Here is a 16,041-nt window from a genome sequence, read left to right as displayed (position 1 = left end):
AGAAGTTGAGATTGTACGGCCAATTTGTGAGTGGATTGTGGAACCAATTCAACCTCTGTAACAAGATAGAGTAACTGAGAATGTTGAACTGGTTTTTTCCTATGACTAGACGAGAATGACGTAGGTTTCTTTGAAAACTAACCGGCTATAAAAGGTCCCAAGAATAATTAACTGCTTGAAATGAAATCCATTCCTACGTCTGTTATCCACCACGCTCGCCCCTGTCCAATCTTCTTACTCTCTACCAAGCCTCGATCTTCGAGATCCTGGAGTCGTTGATATGTTCCCTGCTCGCCAATCGTGAGTTGATCTGCAATCTCTGGGGCAGAGAGTACCGGATCTGTGGCATCAGCGATAATGGTTAGTATTTTATCATCACTCACAGTCGGTTTTCGGCCGCCCATAGGATAAGTAGTTGCGGGTGGCGTGTATAAGTTGACATGCATCAATACTTACCCTGGCACTATTAACTTCCCCAAAAGTATTAACTTCTCTGGGGAAATTGTATGCTCTCACGGAAGCTACATGCGGACCTCTACCAAGCAGGTCTGATCGCAAGAAGCGGACCCGATGTTGCAGCATCGGCCCGCCGTGGCTCCCGTATCCAAGCTACGGAAGCATGACTATCTTCAAATCCGCGGGACAAAAGCATCCCGCACGAAAGCGTCACGAATCGCTGTCGAAATTCCTTCTCACGGGTATCTGGAACCTGCCCCCGGTAGGGCTGAATCACTTCGCAAAGGTAGCTTCCGAAGACGGTTACCACCTACTGTGGGTGTGGCGGTGAGCGGGAATGAGCGACAATCTTGATCCGCTCGAACCGGAGGCAGCGATGGATTTGTACCTCGATACTCGACGAGGGGAACTTCGGCCGAAGACGTTCCGGTCACAACGCTATCGGCTAACAGCGTTCGTCCGGTGGTGCCGCGCCGAAGGCATCACTAACATGAACGACGTCGACGGTCGGACTCTCCACGCGTTCCGCGTCGCCCGTCGTGATGGATTCGAGGACTATGATCAGCACTACATGGACGATTACGCCGAGGTGGGACAGCAGACTCTCTACAACCATTTGTCCACGCTTCGTGTCTTCCTCCGTTTCGTTTCGAAGGTCGATGCAGTACCAGAGAGCTTGCCGTCGAAGATTATTCTGCCGACCGTCAGCGAAGACGAACAGGTAAGCGACACCACGCTCGACCCGGCCCGTGCCGATAGTATTCTCCACTATCTGGACCGCTATCACTACGCCAGCCGGAAGCACGTCATCTTGCTGTTGCTGTGGCACACTGGCTGCCGTGCTGGTGGTATTCGTGCATTGGATCTGGAAGACGTAGATCTCGACGGCACTCACCCGAGAGTTGACGGCCCAGCTGTGAATTTCGTTCACCGACCGGAAACCGATACCCCACTGAAGAACGGGGAACGTGGCGAGCGGTGGAACGGGATTTCCGAGTACGTCGCTGAAGTTCTCCACGACTACATCAACGGTCCACGGAACGACATCGAGGATTCCTACGGGCGTGATCCGCTTCTGACGACGAGACAGGGCCGGCCGCGTGTCTCCACGATTCGGAACACGATGTACGCGATTACAAGGCCCTGTTGGTACGGTGAAGAGTGCCCCCATGACCGGGAGATCGACTCCTGCGAGGCAGCACCGTACAAGATGGCGACGAAGTGCCCGTCGTCCCGGTCACCACACGATGCGCGGAGTGGATCGTTGACTCGCTATCTGCTACAGGATACGCCGCGCGACGTGGTTCAGGATCGGATGAACGTCTCGGACAAAGTTCTTGACCGCCACTACGACCGGCGGACCCTACGCGAGAAGATGGAACAGCGCCGCAAGTACCTGCCTGATCAGTAACCCATGAGCGAAGACATCAACCTACGAAGCCGCAACTACCACGTAAGCATCCCGACCCGCCCCAACCCACTGATTTTGCGCCGAACAACTCGTGAGGTTCACATCTGTCCTTGGACAGATTGCACCTAGAGGACGAGCGGTAGCGAACTCCTCGCGGTTCAAATCCTCACTAACGACGGCCTCATCTCTCAGTCACAGCTCCGCGACGAGCCGAGCGTCCTTTCTCTGCCGAACGTGGCAGAACCGCTTTTCCAAACCCGTAGCACAAGAACGTGTCTCACGACGAATCGCGTTTGCTGAACTGGTCTGCCCTGATACGAACGTGAGATTGAAGATAGCTACGTGTCTCTGAAAAACTGTAAGAAACAGAAAATGAGTTCGAAAAAACTCGCGAAGAGTGTCCTTTCTGACGGGGCGGACGAGCAGGCAACTCTGCGACGGGAACGTGACTTCTGGCGGCAACTGTTCGACACGGTCGTTGCAGCGTTTCCAGAGCCGGTAGTCGTCGTCGACGAGAGCGGTTGTATTACGCACTGGAACGAGGGAATGGCGGACATCATCGGGCGGGAAAAGCAGGACGTGATCGGCAAGCCGGCGTACGACGTCATCGGAACCGACGGCGAGACGGAAACGCTCGCCGAGACGGTCGTCAGAACGGGTGAGTCCATTCGGGAAGACGAGATCAGGACCGGGACGGGGACGACGGGGGAGACGTGGCACGTCCGGGCGGCGGGGTTCCCGTTGACTGCCGATGACGGCACAGTCGTCGGCGCCTTCGAGGTCGCGTCTCGGGTCACGGAACTCGTCGAACAGCGGTTGATGGTCGAGGAACTGCAGGAGCAGATGGCCGAGGAGGTCGAATCTGCAGTCGCCGATCTACAGACGTCGTCGGAAACCGTGGCGACGAGCTCCGAGCAGATAAGTTCGGTGAGCCGAGAACAGGCCCAGGATCTCGACGAGATCAGCGACGAGATCGCGACGTTCAGCGCGACGATCGAAGAAATCGCGTCGAGTGCGGAGGAGGTCAGCGCGACGAGCGACGAGGCGCGCCGATTAGCCGAGGCGTCCCAGGAGTCCGGGCAAACGGTCCTCGATATCACCCAGAAAGTGGCCCAAGCGGGTGAAAACGTCGGGATGAGCACGCAGGACCTCACCGCCAAACTCGACGAAATCGATCAGATCGTCGACGTGATCACCGAGATCGCAGAGCAGACGAACCTCCTCGCGTTGAACGCGAACATCGAGGCGGCCCGGGCCGATCAGGACGGTGAAGGGTTCGCCGTCGTCGCAGACGAAATCAAACAGCTCGCAGAGCAGTCGAAACAGGAAGTCGACGAGATCGAGCAGATCGTGTCGGAACTGCGGGACAACGCCGCCGACGTGACTGACAACGTCCAAACGGCGAACACACACGTCGAGTCCGCCGTCGGACACGTCGAGACGCTCGTGGAGAACCAGGTCGCGATCGTCGACGCCATCCAGGAAACGACGTCCGGTATCGACGAGATCGCCGACGCGACGGACGAGCAGGCCGCCAGCGCAGAGGAACTCGCCAGTATGGTCGACACGGCTGTCGAACGTGCCAAGACAGTCGCAACCGAGGTGGAAGACGTCGCAGCGGCAAACGAGGAACAGACAGCGATGGTCGACGAGATCCACGCGAGCGTGTCGCGGGTGAAAACGCAACTGGACTCGAAGTCCAGCTAACTCCCGCCCGCCTCGGCACGCGTTGTCCTACTATCCCCAGAACGTCACTTTGTGACCTGCCCGGTCCGAGCGAACCTGGAATTGTGATTTGAATGATAACTCGAGTGTGCGGAACACGAGTTGCTACTGAGGTTCTTTCGGAGTGTGACGGACCCGACAAAACTGATTCGGGTAGTTATCAAAAGTAACTTTCCGATATTCTGGTACAGGAGTCAGATACGATAATTTGGCCGAAAAAATCATAGGCGATAATTCTGTCTGTGGGTTCATGGTCAACACTGAGTATCCGCGAGATTGGCGGTCTCGCAGACGGGAGGTGTTCGAACAGGACGGGTACACGTGCCAGAATTGTGAACGGAAAGGCGGTGAAAAGGGCGACGCCGAACTGCTGGCCTATCACCTGGTCCCGCTCGACGCCGGGGGCTCTCACGATACTGCGAATCTGCTCACCGTGTGTCGGCAGTGTAAGCGACGACTCACCGAGGCGGCCGATGCTTCGGCCGAGGGGGCTGCCGAGGACTCGATGGTCGATCCGATCGAGTCACTGCAGGACCTCCAACGGGCGATCGCGTACGTGGACAAGATCGAAAGCCTGGTGTCGAAATACGCGAATCAGGTGCTCGGCGACGGTGACGTCGACGAGGGAGAGATCGTCAGGAACAGCGAGAGCTTTCTCATCGACGCGCGGGACGCGAAAAACCACATTCTCACGGCCAAGCTAATGTTCGCGAACCTGCATCTCGAGGCCGACACCCAGGCGAAGCGCGACGCGATCGCGCACCTGTCCGAGGAGGTTCTGGGTCTCCTGCGATACGAACTGGAGATCGTGGGCTACTTCCAGGACTACATCAACGTCCTGACGACGGTGAAGTGTCCGAAATGCGGCTACGACGCCGATCAGGACTCGAAGCTCTGCGGTGAGTGCAGTCGCGAACTTCCCGTGTTCTGGGAGTGTCTCCAGTGCCGAACGGACGTCGACGAACTCGACGAGGACTACTGCTCTGCCTGCGGGAACGAACTGCCGGAACTCCCGCCGGAACAGCAGCGGGAACTCGAATCCGTCCAGGAAGCAACCGCGGCGACGCTGACGGAGTGGCAGTCGCAGTTGGAGACGGTGCTGACCGTCGTCGAAACCGAAGTCGTTCCGGCACATAAAAACTGATCGCGCCGGGCTGGCGTCTTGCTCCTCTCGGACCACTCGCCCCTCGATGGCTCAGCTGACGATCTCTTCGATCGAGGCGTGCCCGAAACACACCGTCGTCCCGCGCATCGCGAACCGGTCACAGCCGTCCTCGCTACAGGGTTGCTGGGTGGGCAGACACATGTCTGTGTGGGTTGTCCCCAGGACACATGACTGTGTCGGCCGTTCCGACCCGAGCAGTTGCGGAACGGTAGCCGATCCGGGATCGGCGGCCGTCCGGCGCGGGCTAGTATCGGAGACGAATGGCCTGGGGGCGGGTGGCGTTGGCGCGTTCGACCAGCCGCTCCACGCGGTCGTCAGTCCCGGGGTGGGTCGAAAAGATACGCCCCAGTCCGTTGTCCTCGTCCCCGCGCGTGTACAGCGGGGAGAGCAGTCCCCAGTCGGGATTGCTGATCCGATCGATCTTCGAGAGTGCACGGGCGAGCGCCAGTGGTCTGCCGGTCACCTCGGCGGCCCGGTCGTCGGCAGCGAACTCGCGACGGCGCGAGTGGGCGCGAATCAGTAGCGTCAGCACGAGAAAGACGAGCGCGACGCCGTTGTGGACGAACAGCTGGAACTGCCCGAACAGTCCCTTCGACCACTCGGCGGGCCGGCCGCGTATCCAGGCCATCGCCCGGGCGACCCCAGTGACGAACAGCAAGAGCGGCAGGAACGCGAACGTGACGAACCCCACGACCGTCCGCATCGCGCTGTAGGCCATCGTCTGGACGAGGCTGTCGCGGCTCTCCAGGTGGGCGAACTCGTGGGCGAGGATCGCCAGCAGCTCCTCGTCGGTGAGAAAGCGAAACAACGCCCGATCGAGCACGACGACGCCGTTCCCGGCGCTCCCCAGGGCGAGCGCGTTGGGCAACGACATCTCGGCGACCAGGAGCCGCGGGGAGTCGACGTCCATCTCCGCCGCCAACTGGTCGACGCGGTCGTAGAGCCCCGGCGCTTCGCGTCGCGGAATCTCCACGGCGTCCAGACTCGACAGGATCCGAGCCGTGCCGAACTGATAGCTCAGATACCCGAAGACGACCGTCATCCCCGCGACGACGAGGACGGTCGTCCCCAGCGGGGGACGATTGGCCCAGAACGTCGCCAGGAGCGCGTACGTGAGCCAGGCAGCCAGGCCGTAGAACGCGAGCAGGGAGAGGCCGACGAGTCCCATCAGCAGGCGCAGTCCGAACCGACCCATACGCGGACATTGGCCGACGCCGCTCAAAGGCGTGTCGTCCCCCACAGCGGGCTCGTCGGTCGGCGCCCGACGGCGCGGCACCGACGTCGCTCGCCCCAAGATTGAAAAGGTCCGATGGGATAACTCCCCTCGTGCCGAACGTCGAAGTCTCGCTTCCACAGGACGTGTACGCACAGTTCGAACGGCTCGTCGACGAGGAGTTCGTCACTGAAGAGGAGGCCGTCGAGGAGTTGCTCTCCGCGGGACTGGACGCCTACACGCGTGACACTTCCGCAGACAATCCCGCGACGGACATGGCCGACGAGTTCGCCGACGACATGTGGGACACCGCCGAGGACCCGGCCGGTCGCGGTCCCGACGAGGACTTCCTCTAGGACCTCCCTGGCCTTCGGAGTCGGACCTGCCAGTGGCAACACTGGGGCCTCGCAGTGCCCGATCGCCGCCCGCAGTCACGCCGCTGCGTCGGCCTCGGCCGGACCGGCGTACTCCACGTCGTCGAGGCCGCTCGCTGCCAGAATCTCTGCGATTCGGTCCTCGCCAACTTCGGTGGCCGTCGCGTCGTCCGACGCCTCGACGGTCACGGACAGCGTCACCTCGATGTGGACGCGATACGGATCGAACGGGCCGGAGGGGAACTCGTAGACGTCCGTCGCTTCGACGTCGAGCGCGGCGATCGCGTCCGCACCCGCTTCGGTCAGTTGTTCGCGGACGTCGTCGGCCGCCGTCGATTTTGCGACGCCGGTACTCGCCGCGTTTGCAGTGCCGACAGACTCGATCTCGCGCCGGACCGTGTAGAGAGACATCGCCGCCTGCGTGTCGGCCCTCGAAGGATAAATACTTGTGGCGCAGTTCGAGGGCCGGGACCGCCCCCGGGCCACCACACGCATTTCCACCTGGCCGTGGAACTCCGGCCGTGACTCGCTACCTCCTCTACGGTGGCAAAGGCGGGGTCGGTAAGACGACGTGTGCGGCGGCGACTGCCGTGGGTCTCGCCCGCGACGGCCAGGAGACGCTCGTGGTCTCGACGGACCCGGCCCACTCGCTGTCGGACTCGTTCGAGCGAGACGTGGGGGCGGAGCCGACGCGGCTCGCCGACCACCTCTGGGCCGTCGAGATCGATCCCGAGGCACGCATGGACGAGTACGAGGACCTGTTCGCGACGTTGTTCGACGAGTTCGCCGACGTCGGCGTCCGCGTCGAGGACGAACAGATCGAAGACGTGTTCGCCGCTGGGCTCGCGCCCGGGAGCGACGAGGTCGCGGCCCTCGACACGCTCGTCGAGTACGCCGCCAGCGACCGCTGGGACGTCGTCGTCCTCGACACGGCCCCGACCGGGCACACGCTCAGACTGCTCGATATGCCCAGTGTGGTCGGCGCGACCGCCCGCACGGCGATGTCGATCCGCAGCCAGGTTCGCCGCATCGCCGACTCGACCAAGCGCATGGTCCTCGGGCCGGCCTACTACATGACCAGCCGAGAGGCAGAGACACAGGACCGCTTCGCCGACCTCCAGGAACGGATGGAGCGCGTGGCCGCGATCCTTCGCGACCCCGACCGAACCGAGTTCCGGGTCGTCCTCGTTCCCGAGCGCATGGCGCTAGCCGAAACCGAACGGCTGGTCGAGCAACTCGACGCCTTCGAGATTCCCGTCGACGGCCTCGTCGTGAACAAAGTAGTCGTGGACCCCGCGCCCGACTGCCAGCGCTGTCAGGCCAGACACGAGTCACAGCAGGCGATCATCGCGGAGACTCGCGAGCGGTTTCCGGACCACGAGGTCAGCGTCCTGCCCGAACGCGAGACCGACGTCCGCGGAATGGCGGCGCTCGGGGACGTGGCCGACTGGCTCGCCGACTGAGACTCGTCAGGACTCCCGGACGTGCGTCTCGTCGTCGCCCGCCGGCGAGTGCTCGCTGTCCGGGAGCGGGACGACGGCGTCGGAGCGGAGCCACGCGTGGGGGTTCCCGCGCTCACAGACGACGTACTCACCGTTCGAAACTTCGTATGCGGTCCAGGTCGGTGCCGCGTCCGAACGTTCGCTCATGGCGCTCGCCTGTCTCTTCGGCGTCGGGGACATCAACGCCGTCGACCGTTCCCACGCTGTGAAAACCTGCACTGCGAGCGCCCGTGGGCGGTCAGGCCGCCTGATACACCGTTTCGAGGGCGGTTTCGTATCTCGCGGGGACGCCGGACCTGAACTCCCTGGCCAGGTCGCGCGCCCGTCGGAGGTGTTCGCGGGCGCGCTCGAACGCGTTGCGTCCGGCCTCGTCGTCGCCCTGCTCGCGATACTCCTCGCCCGCCCTCACGGCCTGTTCGGCCGCCCGCTCGTGTGCGTTCAGACAGTTCTGAACGAGCCACTCGATCTGAAAGCGAAGTGCCGCCGGATCGCCGTCGAACCGGTCGTCGCGGTGGAGAATCCCGTGCACGTCGTGACACACGTCGATTGCCGTCCGCCAGCGCTCCGGTGCCGGTTCGTCGGCCTGGATCGCTTCCGCACAGGCGTTCATCGCGCGCAAGAGCGGTTCGGTCCGTATCTCCTCGACGGCTTTCGAGACGTCCGTCAGTTCCGATCGTAACTTCTCGGCGTCGCGATTCTGGCTCGCCGCGGCGAGGTCGACGGCGCGCTCGTACTGGGACTTCGCCGTGGTGTACGCGTCGAGCGCTGCCTCGTAGTCGTCCTCGCCTCGCGCGTCAGTCGCAGTCTCGGCGAGCTGTCGGCCCCGGAGGCGGTGGCCCCGAATCTCCGTCAGCGTGAGCCGGGTCTCGAGCTGGTCGATCCGACGCTCCATCGCGCGGGTGCCGGACTCGAACGCTTCTGCGACCTCGCTGGCCTGGTCGAGCAACTCCTGAGTCCGGCGATACGCGTCGGCTGCGGCCCGTGGATCGCCCGCTTCGATGGTGGACTCGATCGTCGAGAGGTGGTCTCTGGCCTTTTCGAGTCGCCGATCGACCGCGACCCAGTAGGCGATCGCTCGCTCGACGTACGCCTCGACCTCGTCCAGGGCCTCACGGCCGCTCAGCACGAAGTGATACGTGTCGCTGGTTCGGGCCGTGATCGTCAGTCGGCTCTTGAACACGCCGGTCTTGGTCTCGATCGAGCGGATCTCCGTGTACGGCAGGGAGACCTCGCGATTGCGGCCGCCCCGCTCGTCGTTTCCACCGACGACCAACAGCACTCGCTCGTTGGTAACGGCTGCAACGGCCTGGTAGTCCTCGCCCGGGGTGACGACCGCTGTCTCGCCGCCCCGTTCGTGTTTGATGCCCTTCGTCTCGTTCGAGAGCACGAACGCCGGGCGTTCGGACCCCTCGAAGTAGTCGGTCAGTCGTTTGCCTCGCAGGTACCCCCCCGACGACCCCGCGTCGGACCCGGATCGCAGTATCTGCTCGGCGTCCAAGCGTCCCCCCATACACTACACGTCGTATTTCTCACTTGTTGCTCCTCCATAATGAATCGCTCGACCGTTCACGCTCGGAAACCGCCGGTGCTCGTCGCGCTACTCGCCCAGTCGTCCGGCGGTCAGCGCCTCCTCGACGAGCCGATCGATCTCCACCTGTATCGACTCGATGGCTGCCTGCCGGTCTTGTCCGTCGTGGGACTCGCCAACGAGTTCGTGGGCCTCCATCGAGAGGGCTGCCAGTCGCCGACTGGTCTCCGTGTCCGGCCAGCCCGGGAGGTGGAGCTCCGAGACGACGGACTTCGAGAGACTGGCTTTCCCGTTCGACGAGATGTCCCGGAGCGTGCGCTGGTAGGGCGCGGAGTTCAACAGGGCACAGAGGAAGTGCGCGGTCTCACGGTGGTCCGTGGCGACGAACATGTAGTGGTCGCCGGGGATCACCGGTTGCTCTCCCAGATCGGGGTCCTGGCGCGTCGAGAGCACCGCGAAGTCCGGTTTGAATCCCAGCCGACACCAGGCGACCTTGTAGTCGGCCCACGTGTACTCCCCGAGACCGAACACCGAGTAAAAGGGGCCCTTGTCCAGCCACGACGACGACCGATCGAGCAAGGTCTCGCGATGGGCTGCGAGGTAGTCGTAGGTCTCCGGACAGGTCTCCCGGAGCCACGATTCGTTGTCCTCGCCCGCCTTCTCGGCCGGGACCAGGCGCAGGTCGTGCCCGGTCAGCCCGTACTTCCGCACGTGCCGCGACTTGACGTACGGATACACCAGGTCGGGCTCCAGTTCGTCCAGCACAGCCCGGTCGAGCCCGAACACGGCGTTCGCGTCGTCTTTGAGCCCGTGTCTGATGTCGTGGGCGCACTCGCCGAGTGCCGCGCGCTCCGCGTCGGCCCGAATCCAGGCCGTGGTCGCGTCGTCGGGGTCGAGCGGCCGCAACTCCGTCCGCTGTCGCGTCGCCGTCTCGCGCAGCGTCGACCCCGTCCCGTAGTCCGTGGACGCCCCGTCCGTCGACCGCCAGACCGTCGTCTCGATGGGGAACGAAGAGTCGGAATCGGCCGCGAACCGGTATAGCGCCGCGTTCGCGCCCACCTCGGGGAACGGCTCCAGGCCGGCGAAGTCGTGGACGTGTTCGACCGACAGGGACCGGTCGCCGACCTGGAGGCGGCGCAGGACGGCCCCCGCGGCGCCGCGCATGATGTCCCGTTTGAGGACGAAACTCGCCGTTCCGTCCCGGCGCAGGTACCGGTGCAGACAGACCCAGACGAACGGCACCGCGATGTCGTCGTTGTTGTGTCCCAGCCGTGCCACCACGCCCTCGTGTGGCTGCAGTCCTAACTCGTCCACGTACCGCTCGCGCAAGCGGGTCTTGAGTTCGCTGGGCAACCGCTCCCAGGGGACCCAGGGTGGGTTTCCTACGAGGGCATCGAACTTTCCGGTCGCCATCTCGCCGCTGACACGGGGGTCGTCTTCCCGCACCAGTCCGAGCGCGTCGGTCAGGAACACCGGGACTTCGATCTCGTCGACCGCAGGCGACGCCAGGTCGTCGAACAGGGTCGCGCAGTACGCGAGCTTCGCGCTCTTGACGGCCACCGGGTTCAGGTCGATGCCGACGACGGAACTGACGACGGCGTCGAGTCGTTCCTGGGGCGACTCGTCCGCGAGCGCCGTGAGCTTGCGGTCGAGACAGGCGGTCAGGAAGACGCCCGAGCCACAGCCCGGATCGAGGACCGTGGTTTCGGGGTCGTCGACGTCGAGTCCCTCGACGGCCAGGTCGGCGACGCCCCTGGGCGTGTAGTACTCGCCGAGGGCGAGGCGGACTTCTCGCGGGACGACCCGTTGGTAGAGGTCACGGAGCGCGTCGGGGCCGAGACGCCGGAGCGTCGCCTCGTCGACTGCTGCTCGCACTCGGTCGCGGCCGCGCTCCGGCGGCAGGATGCGGTCGTGGAGCGGCCCGAGGGCGACCGACAGCGCGTCGGTGTTCGTGCGCGGGTCGCGGTTACGGAGCGTGACGCCAGCGGTGCCTTCGAGGGCATCGAGCAGGGAGTCGACGAGAAAGTCGAAGTAGCAGGCTCGGACGAACACGCGATCGATGGTCTCGGCGTCGGGGGCGACGTCGCTCTCGGGGAGGGTCACGTCGGCGACCACGTCGCCGTGACACGCGCGAACGTACTCGGCCCAGGTGGCTCTGGCGTCGGCAACTGGTCCGTCTGCCGCCAGTCGGTCGTGTGCGTTCGCCACGTACTGGTGTGCGAGGTCGTCCGTCAGATCCGAGAGCAGTGCCCCCATGTCGCTGCCCGGTGTTCACTCGCCCCCGACATATAACTCCCGTCACGTCGCCTCCCGCTGGCTATTAGGGCGTGGCCCGCGTCTGTACGCGTCACCGATGACTGCGACCTTCGAGTTGTTCCGAGACGACGCGGACGAGTGGCGATGGCGGCTTCGACACGCGAACGGGAACATCATCGCCGACAGCGGCGAGGGATACACGACGAAGGCGAACGCCAAGAAGGGGATCCGGAGCGTCAAGGCCAACGCGCCCGACGCGGCGGTCGAAGAGCTCGAGTAGGGCCAGCGCACAGTGTCGTCGGTCCCGGTTTCTCACCGTCCGTGGAGTTCGACGTCGCCTGGCTCGCGGGGATGCCTCGTGGTCGATTCGTGGAGGCCGATCGAGTTCGTACCGCTGGAGGAAAGTGATGCGGATGAGGCGCGGCCTACACGTCCGTCGTCGCGAATCCCGCGGCGTCGAGAGCTTCGTCGAGGCGCTCCCCGTCGAGTAGCTTCACGTTGTGCTCTCGGGCGAGCGACCGGGCGCGCTCGGTGAACGACCCGTTCGTGACGACGACTACCACGTCGGCGTCGCCGTCGGCGTCGCGAACTGCGACTGCCGACTCGACGACTGACTGGTCGCACTCGCCGTCCGGTGACCGCTCCTCGACGACCAGCAACTGCTTCTCGGGGATCGGAGCCTCTCTGGTTGCGACGACGTCGACCACTCCCTCTCGATCGTGAGTGGTCTCCCAGTCTCGTTCCGTCCAGAGACGGGTGACGCGGTCGCGGACCGACGGCTCGTCGGTCTCGTCGTCGTCCGGAGCGGCATCGTCTGCGTCGTCGGTTCCGACGCGGTCGAGGTCTGCGTCGAGCTCTCGCTTCGCGGCCGCCAACTCGGCGGTCAGTCCGGGCTTGAGTTCCTCGGCGACTGTCAGTGCCGCGTCGACGTGTTCTCTCGCGGCCGTGAGTTCCTCGCGCGCCTGATCGAACTGCCCGGCGTCGCTGTACCAGTTGCCAGCGCGCCAGTGCTTGTCGGCGAGTTCTCGGCGCGCGCCCACGAGTTCGTCGACGACCGCCTCGATCGTCGTGCGGATCTCGTCGCTGTCACCGGCGAACCGCTGCGTGTCGTTGCCCCAGTCCAGGACCAGCGCGGACTGGTACTTCTCCAGGGCGTCCGCGAGCAGGTCGACTCTCGTGGATAGCTCCGTGGCGGCGGTGGCCTCCTCGAAGGTCTCCTCGGCGCGCTGGAGCGGTGACTTCGACAGGCGATCGATGCTCTGGGTCACCTGGTCTGCCCGCGCCCGGATGTCGTCGGCCACCGAGAGATCGCGTTCCCTGGCGAGGTCTAACGCTCGCTCGTACTGGTTTCGCGCCGCCAGGTACGCGTCGTACGCGTCGTTGTACTGCTCCTGGCGCCACAGGCGCTCGGCCGACGCCACGTCCGCTTTCGCGCGGGAGACGTGAATGTTGAGGGCGCCCTCGTCGAGACGCTGCTCCGTGAGCTGGATGCGTTCCCAGATGGCGTCCGCCCGGTCCTCGGTGAGTTCCGTGGCCTTTCGCTGGGCCTCTTCGACGTACTCGCGTGCGTTCTTGGCCGCCTCGCGTGCCGCCTCGTGGTCGCGCTCGGACGTGTGGTCGCTGATCGCGGCGATGTGCTTCCGGGCGTGTTGTAACTGGCTCTCGACGCGCGACCAGACGACCGCCGCCCGTTCCAGGTACTCCGCTGCCGACCTGAGGTCGACGCTACTGCGGACGTAGAACCGCCAGCGGACGCCGCTGGTCGTCCACACGTCGACGCTCTTTTTCAACACGCCCCGGTTCGTCTTGACGTCCTCGATCTCGGTGTACGGGACGCCGAACATCTCGTCACCGTCGTCACAGCCCCCGACGACGAACAACACCCTCGTGTCCGTCACCGCGGCGATCGCCCGGTAGTCGTCGCCCGGCGTGAACGCCGTACTGTCGTCGTCTGTCTCCCTGCGGACGCCCTTTTTCTTGTTCGATAGCAGGTGAGAAACCCGCTCTGACTCCCCCAGGTACTCGATGAGCGGTTTGTCCCGCAGGTACCCACTGGCGAATACGCCACCGCTGCCCGTCCCTGTGAGCAGTTCCTCGTCGCTGATTGCGTCGTCGTCGTGGGAAGCGAGCATGGCGGGTTCGTACTGAGTACTGTCACTCACTGCATATGAGTCATGCGGCCAGCTGTTGCTCAGTTTGAATCTCTTCGACCTCGCGTCGTCTGAACGACGCCGGTCTCACTGCCATCGTCTGCCGGAGTGCAGACGCGCGTCTGACTGAGTTTTAGGTGATTGCTGCCGAAACCGTCTGGCAGTTCACAATGTCAGGGCTCAAGATCGACATGCCGGACGAGTTACGACGGACAGCGACGGAAGCAGGCGAGGCGACTACCGAGCGTGGTCGAGAGGCCGCCGCTCGCCACGAGGGTGCGGTGGCGCATCCGGCTGGGCGGAAAAGCGAGACGTCGACGCCGCGGGTCGTCCGCTGGCACCGTGCCTGGGCGGGCGAGTCGAGCGTTTAGTTCCCGATCAGGTGATCGGCGATGCGCTGGGCACCGACGCTCGCACCGAGGTCCGGATTGTCGGCGGCCACTGCCTCGACGTCGCGGTTCAGCTCTTCGCTGAGTCGGTTCTCGAACTCGTCGACGATGCCCGGGATGCAGGCCATCCCGCCCGTGAGGACGATGGGCTGGTCGAGCGCGAGCTGGTAGACCTTGATGTGGTCGTTGGCCAGTTCCGGGAGGAAGCTGTTGGCGATCTCGTCGACGGCGTCGTCCAGGTACTGGTTGCAGGCGTCCATGACGCTACGCTCGATGGTGAACTCGTGGGCGCCGCCGCCCGGCTGCTGGATGATGTCCGTGAACGGCTCGAAGTCGACGAAGTCCGCGTGCTGTTCCTTGTACTCGCGCGCGGTCGTCGTGTCGATGTTGACGCGACCCTGGGTCTCGCCCTCGACGTTGTTCGCGATCATCCGGTCGACCTCGTTCCCGGTGACCGCACCCGTCGCGAAGGGGTTGAGCTGCTCGCCGCGACGGTACGCGGCTGCCTCCAGGTTCGTCGATCCCATGTTGACCGACACGAAGATCTCGCCGATGGCTTCCAGGCCGTCGCCCATCGCCGGAATCGCGCCACAGAGCGACTCGGGGTAGCTCTCGACCGTGCGCTGGCCGATGGCGCTCTCCTGGATGACGGCTTCGAGGTTGTCCAGGCCGCGCTCGTTCTCGATGGTCGGGATCGCGTACACGACGACGCTGTCCTCCGGAACGTCGTTCTCTTCGAGCACCGTGTTGAAGAACTTCTTCGTCAGCTCTGCCCGGTCGTCGTCCTCGGGCAGCCCGGACCGGAGCATGAACTGGACCCGGTCGGGGTACTGCGTCGCAGCTTCCTCGCCGTAGAGGACCTGTTCCTCGCCGGTGAGCGGATCGTCGTACGTCGCCAGACAGGTCAGCGTCCGAATGATGCGTACGTCGCCCGACTCTTCCGGGATCGCGATGACCGTCCGCGTACTCCCGAGCTTGACACCGACCGGAACCGGTCCGTCGCTCGCTGCGTCCGCCTCGACGTCCTGGGTTTCGGTCTCTTCTTCGACACGTTCCTCGGCCTCCGTCTCGGCCGGGTCTTCGCTCTCAGTCGCCGCCTCGTCGTCGTCCGCATCCGCTTCCTCGCTCATGACGGCCGTCGCTACTCGCGGCTCTGATATATAATCTACTCCTTGTCTTCAAAATTGATAAAGAAAGCGGCAGAACCCGTCCCCGTCCCCGACTTTTCGGTATGTCAGAGCATCGAGACGAGGCGCGCAACGTACACCAGACTGAGCTTGTGGCTGTCGATGTCGCCGTCCTGAACGGTGTTCGCGTCGGGCTCGTTGATCCCGACCAGGTAGTCGTTGAGCGTCGTCTGGATGTCCTCTGTGATCCAGCCGACCGACTCGTAGTACTGCAGTGCTTCGTTGGCGCCCTGGTAGCCGAAGTCCTCCAGGAGGAAATCCAGCCACTCGAAGACGACGATCTCGGCCGCGTAGTTCTCCGGCAGCGCGTCGAGATACGGTTTCGCCAGCTCGTCCTCGCCGGCTTCGAGGGGGAGCAGTTCCCGGTGAATATCGGAGTCGAACTGCTCCTGCAGGAGACCCTCCGGAGCGCCGAGTTCTGGTTCGGGTGTTCCCCAGCCGTCCAGTTCGGGCGGTTCTGCTCCGTCGTCTTCGTCGCTCGCCGGCGGGCTTCGTGGACCCTCGCTCTGACCGCGGGCCATCTTCCGAAGTTCGTCGAGGTCGTAATCACGTGGGTTGATGGTCATATTTTCTAGTGTTCACCCATTCTTGCTACTCTATGTTAAATGTTGCACCCCGTTCATGTCTCTGTTACGTGTGCTCTGGTCCTCGATTTTCGACGCGTCAGCCGGACGGCTGACTCCTG

General features: G+C 63.9%; 15 protein-coding genes and 1 pseudogene. 7 read left to right on the top strand and 9 right to left on the bottom strand.

Going from position 1 to position 16,041, the window contains the following annotated elements:
• Nucleotides 1–167: 167 nt before the first annotated feature.
• Entirely contained in the window at nt 168–383 is a 216-nt protein-coding gene (locus tag ACFR9U_RS00775; protein ID WP_247377894.1) for a winged-helix domain-containing protein, read from the bottom strand.
• A 410-nt stretch (nt 384–793) separates the two neighbouring features.
• Here ACFR9U_RS00775 and ACFR9U_RS00770 point away from each other — a divergent pair, with 410 nt between their 5' ends.
• The 3 genes from ACFR9U_RS00770 (at nt 794) to ACFR9U_RS00760 (ending at nt 4,736) form a co-directional block, all read left to right on the top strand.
• A complete protein-coding gene (locus ACFR9U_RS00770; protein WP_247377892.1) occupies nt 794–1,867 on the top strand; it encodes a tyrosine-type recombinase/integrase in 1,074 nt (357 codons plus the stop codon).
• A gap of 372 nt (nt 1,868–2,239) precedes the next feature.
• On the top strand, nt 2,240–3,574 hold the full coding sequence (locus ACFR9U_RS00765; protein ID WP_247377888.1) for a methyl-accepting chemotaxis protein: 1,335 nt from the start codon (nt 2,240–2,242) through the stop codon (nt 3,572–3,574).
• A 268-nt stretch (nt 3,575–3,842) separates the two neighbouring features.
• Nucleotides 3,843–4,736 carry a double zinc ribbon domain-containing protein gene (locus ACFR9U_RS00760; RefSeq protein WP_247377887.1) on the top strand — a complete coding sequence of 298 codons (894 nt, stop codon included), beginning with the start codon at nt 3,843–3,845 and terminating at the stop codon, nt 4,734–4,736.
• A 265-nt stretch (nt 4,737–5,001) separates the two neighbouring features.
• Here ACFR9U_RS00760 and ACFR9U_RS00755 read toward each other — a convergent pair whose 3' ends face one another.
• Nucleotides 5,002–5,952, bottom strand: a complete 951-nt coding sequence (locus ACFR9U_RS00755) for a M48 family metallopeptidase (protein ID WP_247377885.1) — start codon at nt 5,950–5,952, stop codon at nt 5,002–5,004.
• Nucleotides 5,953–6,083: 131 nt separating this feature from the next.
• On the opposite strand from ACFR9U_RS00755, the gene ACFR9U_RS00750 reads away from it, so the two are divergent.
• The gene (locus tag ACFR9U_RS00750; protein WP_247377883.1) at nt 6,084–6,326 is read left to right on the top strand and encodes a DUF7120 family protein; all 243 of its coding nucleotides are present in this window, start codon (nt 6,084–6,086) and stop codon (nt 6,324–6,326) included.
• Between the two features lie 75 nt (nt 6,327–6,401).
• On the opposite strand, the gene ACFR9U_RS00745 is transcribed toward ACFR9U_RS00750, so the two are convergent.
• A complete protein-coding gene (locus tag ACFR9U_RS00745; RefSeq protein WP_247377880.1) occupies nt 6,402–6,755 on the bottom strand; it encodes a hypothetical protein in 354 nt (117 codons plus the stop codon).
• Between the two features lie 110 nt (nt 6,756–6,865).
• Here ACFR9U_RS00745 and ACFR9U_RS00740 point away from each other — a divergent pair, with 110 nt between their 5' ends.
• A complete protein-coding gene (locus ACFR9U_RS00740) occupies nt 6,866–7,807 on the top strand; it encodes an ArsA family ATPase (RefSeq protein ID WP_247377878.1) in 942 nt (313 codons plus the stop codon).
• Nucleotides 7,808–7,813: 6 nt separating this feature from the next.
• On the opposite strand, the gene ACFR9U_RS00735 is transcribed toward ACFR9U_RS00740, so the two are convergent.
• The 3 genes from ACFR9U_RS00735 to ACFR9U_RS00725 all read right to left on the bottom strand — a co-directional run bounded on the left by ACFR9U_RS00735 (nt 7,814) and on the right by ACFR9U_RS00725 (nt 11,630).
• Entirely contained in the window at nt 7,814–7,993 is a 180-nt protein-coding gene (locus ACFR9U_RS00735; RefSeq protein ID WP_379813579.1) for a DUF7331 family protein, read from the bottom strand.
• 91 nt (nt 7,994–8,084) lie between these two features.
• Entirely contained in the window at nt 8,085–9,356 is a 1,272-nt protein-coding gene (locus ACFR9U_RS00730) for a PH domain-containing protein (RefSeq protein ID WP_247377869.1), read from the bottom strand.
• Nucleotides 9,357–9,443: 87 nt separating this feature from the next.
• The gene (locus tag ACFR9U_RS00725) at nt 9,444–11,630 is read right to left on the bottom strand and encodes an N-6 DNA methylase (protein ID WP_247377867.1); all 2,187 of its coding nucleotides are present in this window, start codon (nt 11,628–11,630) and stop codon (nt 9,444–9,446) included.
• 103 nt (nt 11,631–11,733) lie between these two features.
• On the opposite strand from ACFR9U_RS00725, the pseudogene ACFR9U_RS00720 reads away from it, so the two are divergent.
• Nucleotides 11,734–11,910 (top strand): annotated as a pseudogene (locus ACFR9U_RS00720) (HVO_2922 family protein); the annotation flags it as partial.
• Nucleotides 11,911–12,055: 145 nt separating this feature from the next.
• Here the strand turns inward: ACFR9U_RS00720 and ACFR9U_RS00715 are convergent.
• A complete protein-coding gene (locus tag ACFR9U_RS00715; RefSeq protein WP_247377865.1) occupies nt 12,056–13,792 on the bottom strand; it encodes a restriction endonuclease in 1,737 nt (578 codons plus the stop codon).
• Between the two features lie 158 nt (nt 13,793–13,950).
• Here ACFR9U_RS00715 and ACFR9U_RS00710 point away from each other — a divergent pair, with 158 nt between their 5' ends.
• Nucleotides 13,951–14,151, top strand: a complete 201-nt coding sequence (locus ACFR9U_RS00710; protein WP_247377864.1) for a hypothetical protein — start codon at nt 13,951–13,953, stop codon at nt 14,149–14,151.
• Here ACFR9U_RS00710 and ACFR9U_RS00705 read toward each other — a convergent pair.
• On the bottom strand, nt 14,148–15,299 hold the full coding sequence (locus ACFR9U_RS00705) for an acetate and sugar kinases/Hsc70/actin family protein (RefSeq protein ID WP_247377862.1): 1,152 nt from the start codon (nt 15,297–15,299) through the stop codon (nt 14,148–14,150). The two genes, ACFR9U_RS00710 and ACFR9U_RS00705, sit on opposite strands and share 4 nt — an antisense overlap.
• A gap of 104 nt (nt 15,300–15,403) precedes the next feature.
• Nucleotides 15,404–15,922, bottom strand: coding sequence for a FlaD/FlaE family flagellar protein (locus tag ACFR9U_RS00700; protein WP_247377860.1), 519 nt, complete (start codon nt 15,920–15,922; stop codon nt 15,404–15,406).
• Nucleotides 15,923–16,041 lie beyond the last annotated feature (119 nt).

It is taken from the genome of Halorientalis brevis (genome assembly GCF_042678165.1).
GTDB classification, from domain to species: Archaea; Halobacteriota; Halobacteria; order Halobacteriales; family Haloarculaceae; genus Halorientalis; species Halorientalis brevis.
This window is presented reverse-complemented; position numbering and strand designations above follow the sequence as displayed.

Excerpts from the sequence above, each read along its gene's own strand:
- ACFR9U_RS00705 (WP_247377862.1), bottom strand. The coding sequence starts at position 15,299 with ATGAGCGAGGAAGCGGATGCGGACGACGACGAGGCGGCGACTGAGAGC.
- ACFR9U_RS00735 (WP_379813579.1), bottom strand. The coding sequence starts at position 7,993 with ATGAGCGAACGTTCGGACGCGGCACCGACCTGGACCGCATACGAAGTT.
- ACFR9U_RS00730 (WP_247377869.1), bottom strand. The coding sequence starts at position 9,356 with ATGGGGGGACGCTTGGACGCCGAGCAGATACTGCGATCCGGGTCCGAC.
- ACFR9U_RS00765 (WP_247377888.1), top strand. The coding sequence starts at position 2,240 with ATGAGTTCGAAAAAACTCGCGAAGAGTGTCCTTTCTGACGGGGCGGAC.
- ACFR9U_RS00755 (WP_247377885.1), bottom strand. The coding sequence starts at position 5,952 with ATGGGTCGGTTCGGACTGCGCCTGCTGATGGGACTCGTCGGCCTCTCC.
- ACFR9U_RS00760 (WP_247377887.1), top strand. The coding sequence starts at position 3,843 with ATGGTCAACACTGAGTATCCGCGAGATTGGCGGTCTCGCAGACGGGAG.
- ACFR9U_RS00700 (WP_247377860.1), bottom strand. The coding sequence starts at position 15,922 with ATGACCATCAACCCACGTGATTACGACCTCGACGAACTTCGGAAGATG.
- ACFR9U_RS00745 (WP_247377880.1), bottom strand. The coding sequence starts at position 6,755 with ATGTCTCTCTACACGGTCCGGCGCGAGATCGAGTCTGTCGGCACTGCA.
- ACFR9U_RS00770 (WP_247377892.1), top strand. The coding sequence starts at position 794 with ATGAGCGACAATCTTGATCCGCTCGAACCGGAGGCAGCGATGGATTTG.
- ACFR9U_RS00725 (WP_247377867.1), bottom strand. The coding sequence starts at position 11,630 with ATGGGGGCACTGCTCTCGGATCTGACGGACGACCTCGCACACCAGTAC.
- ACFR9U_RS00710 (WP_247377864.1), top strand. The coding sequence starts at position 13,951 with ATGTCAGGGCTCAAGATCGACATGCCGGACGAGTTACGACGGACAGCG.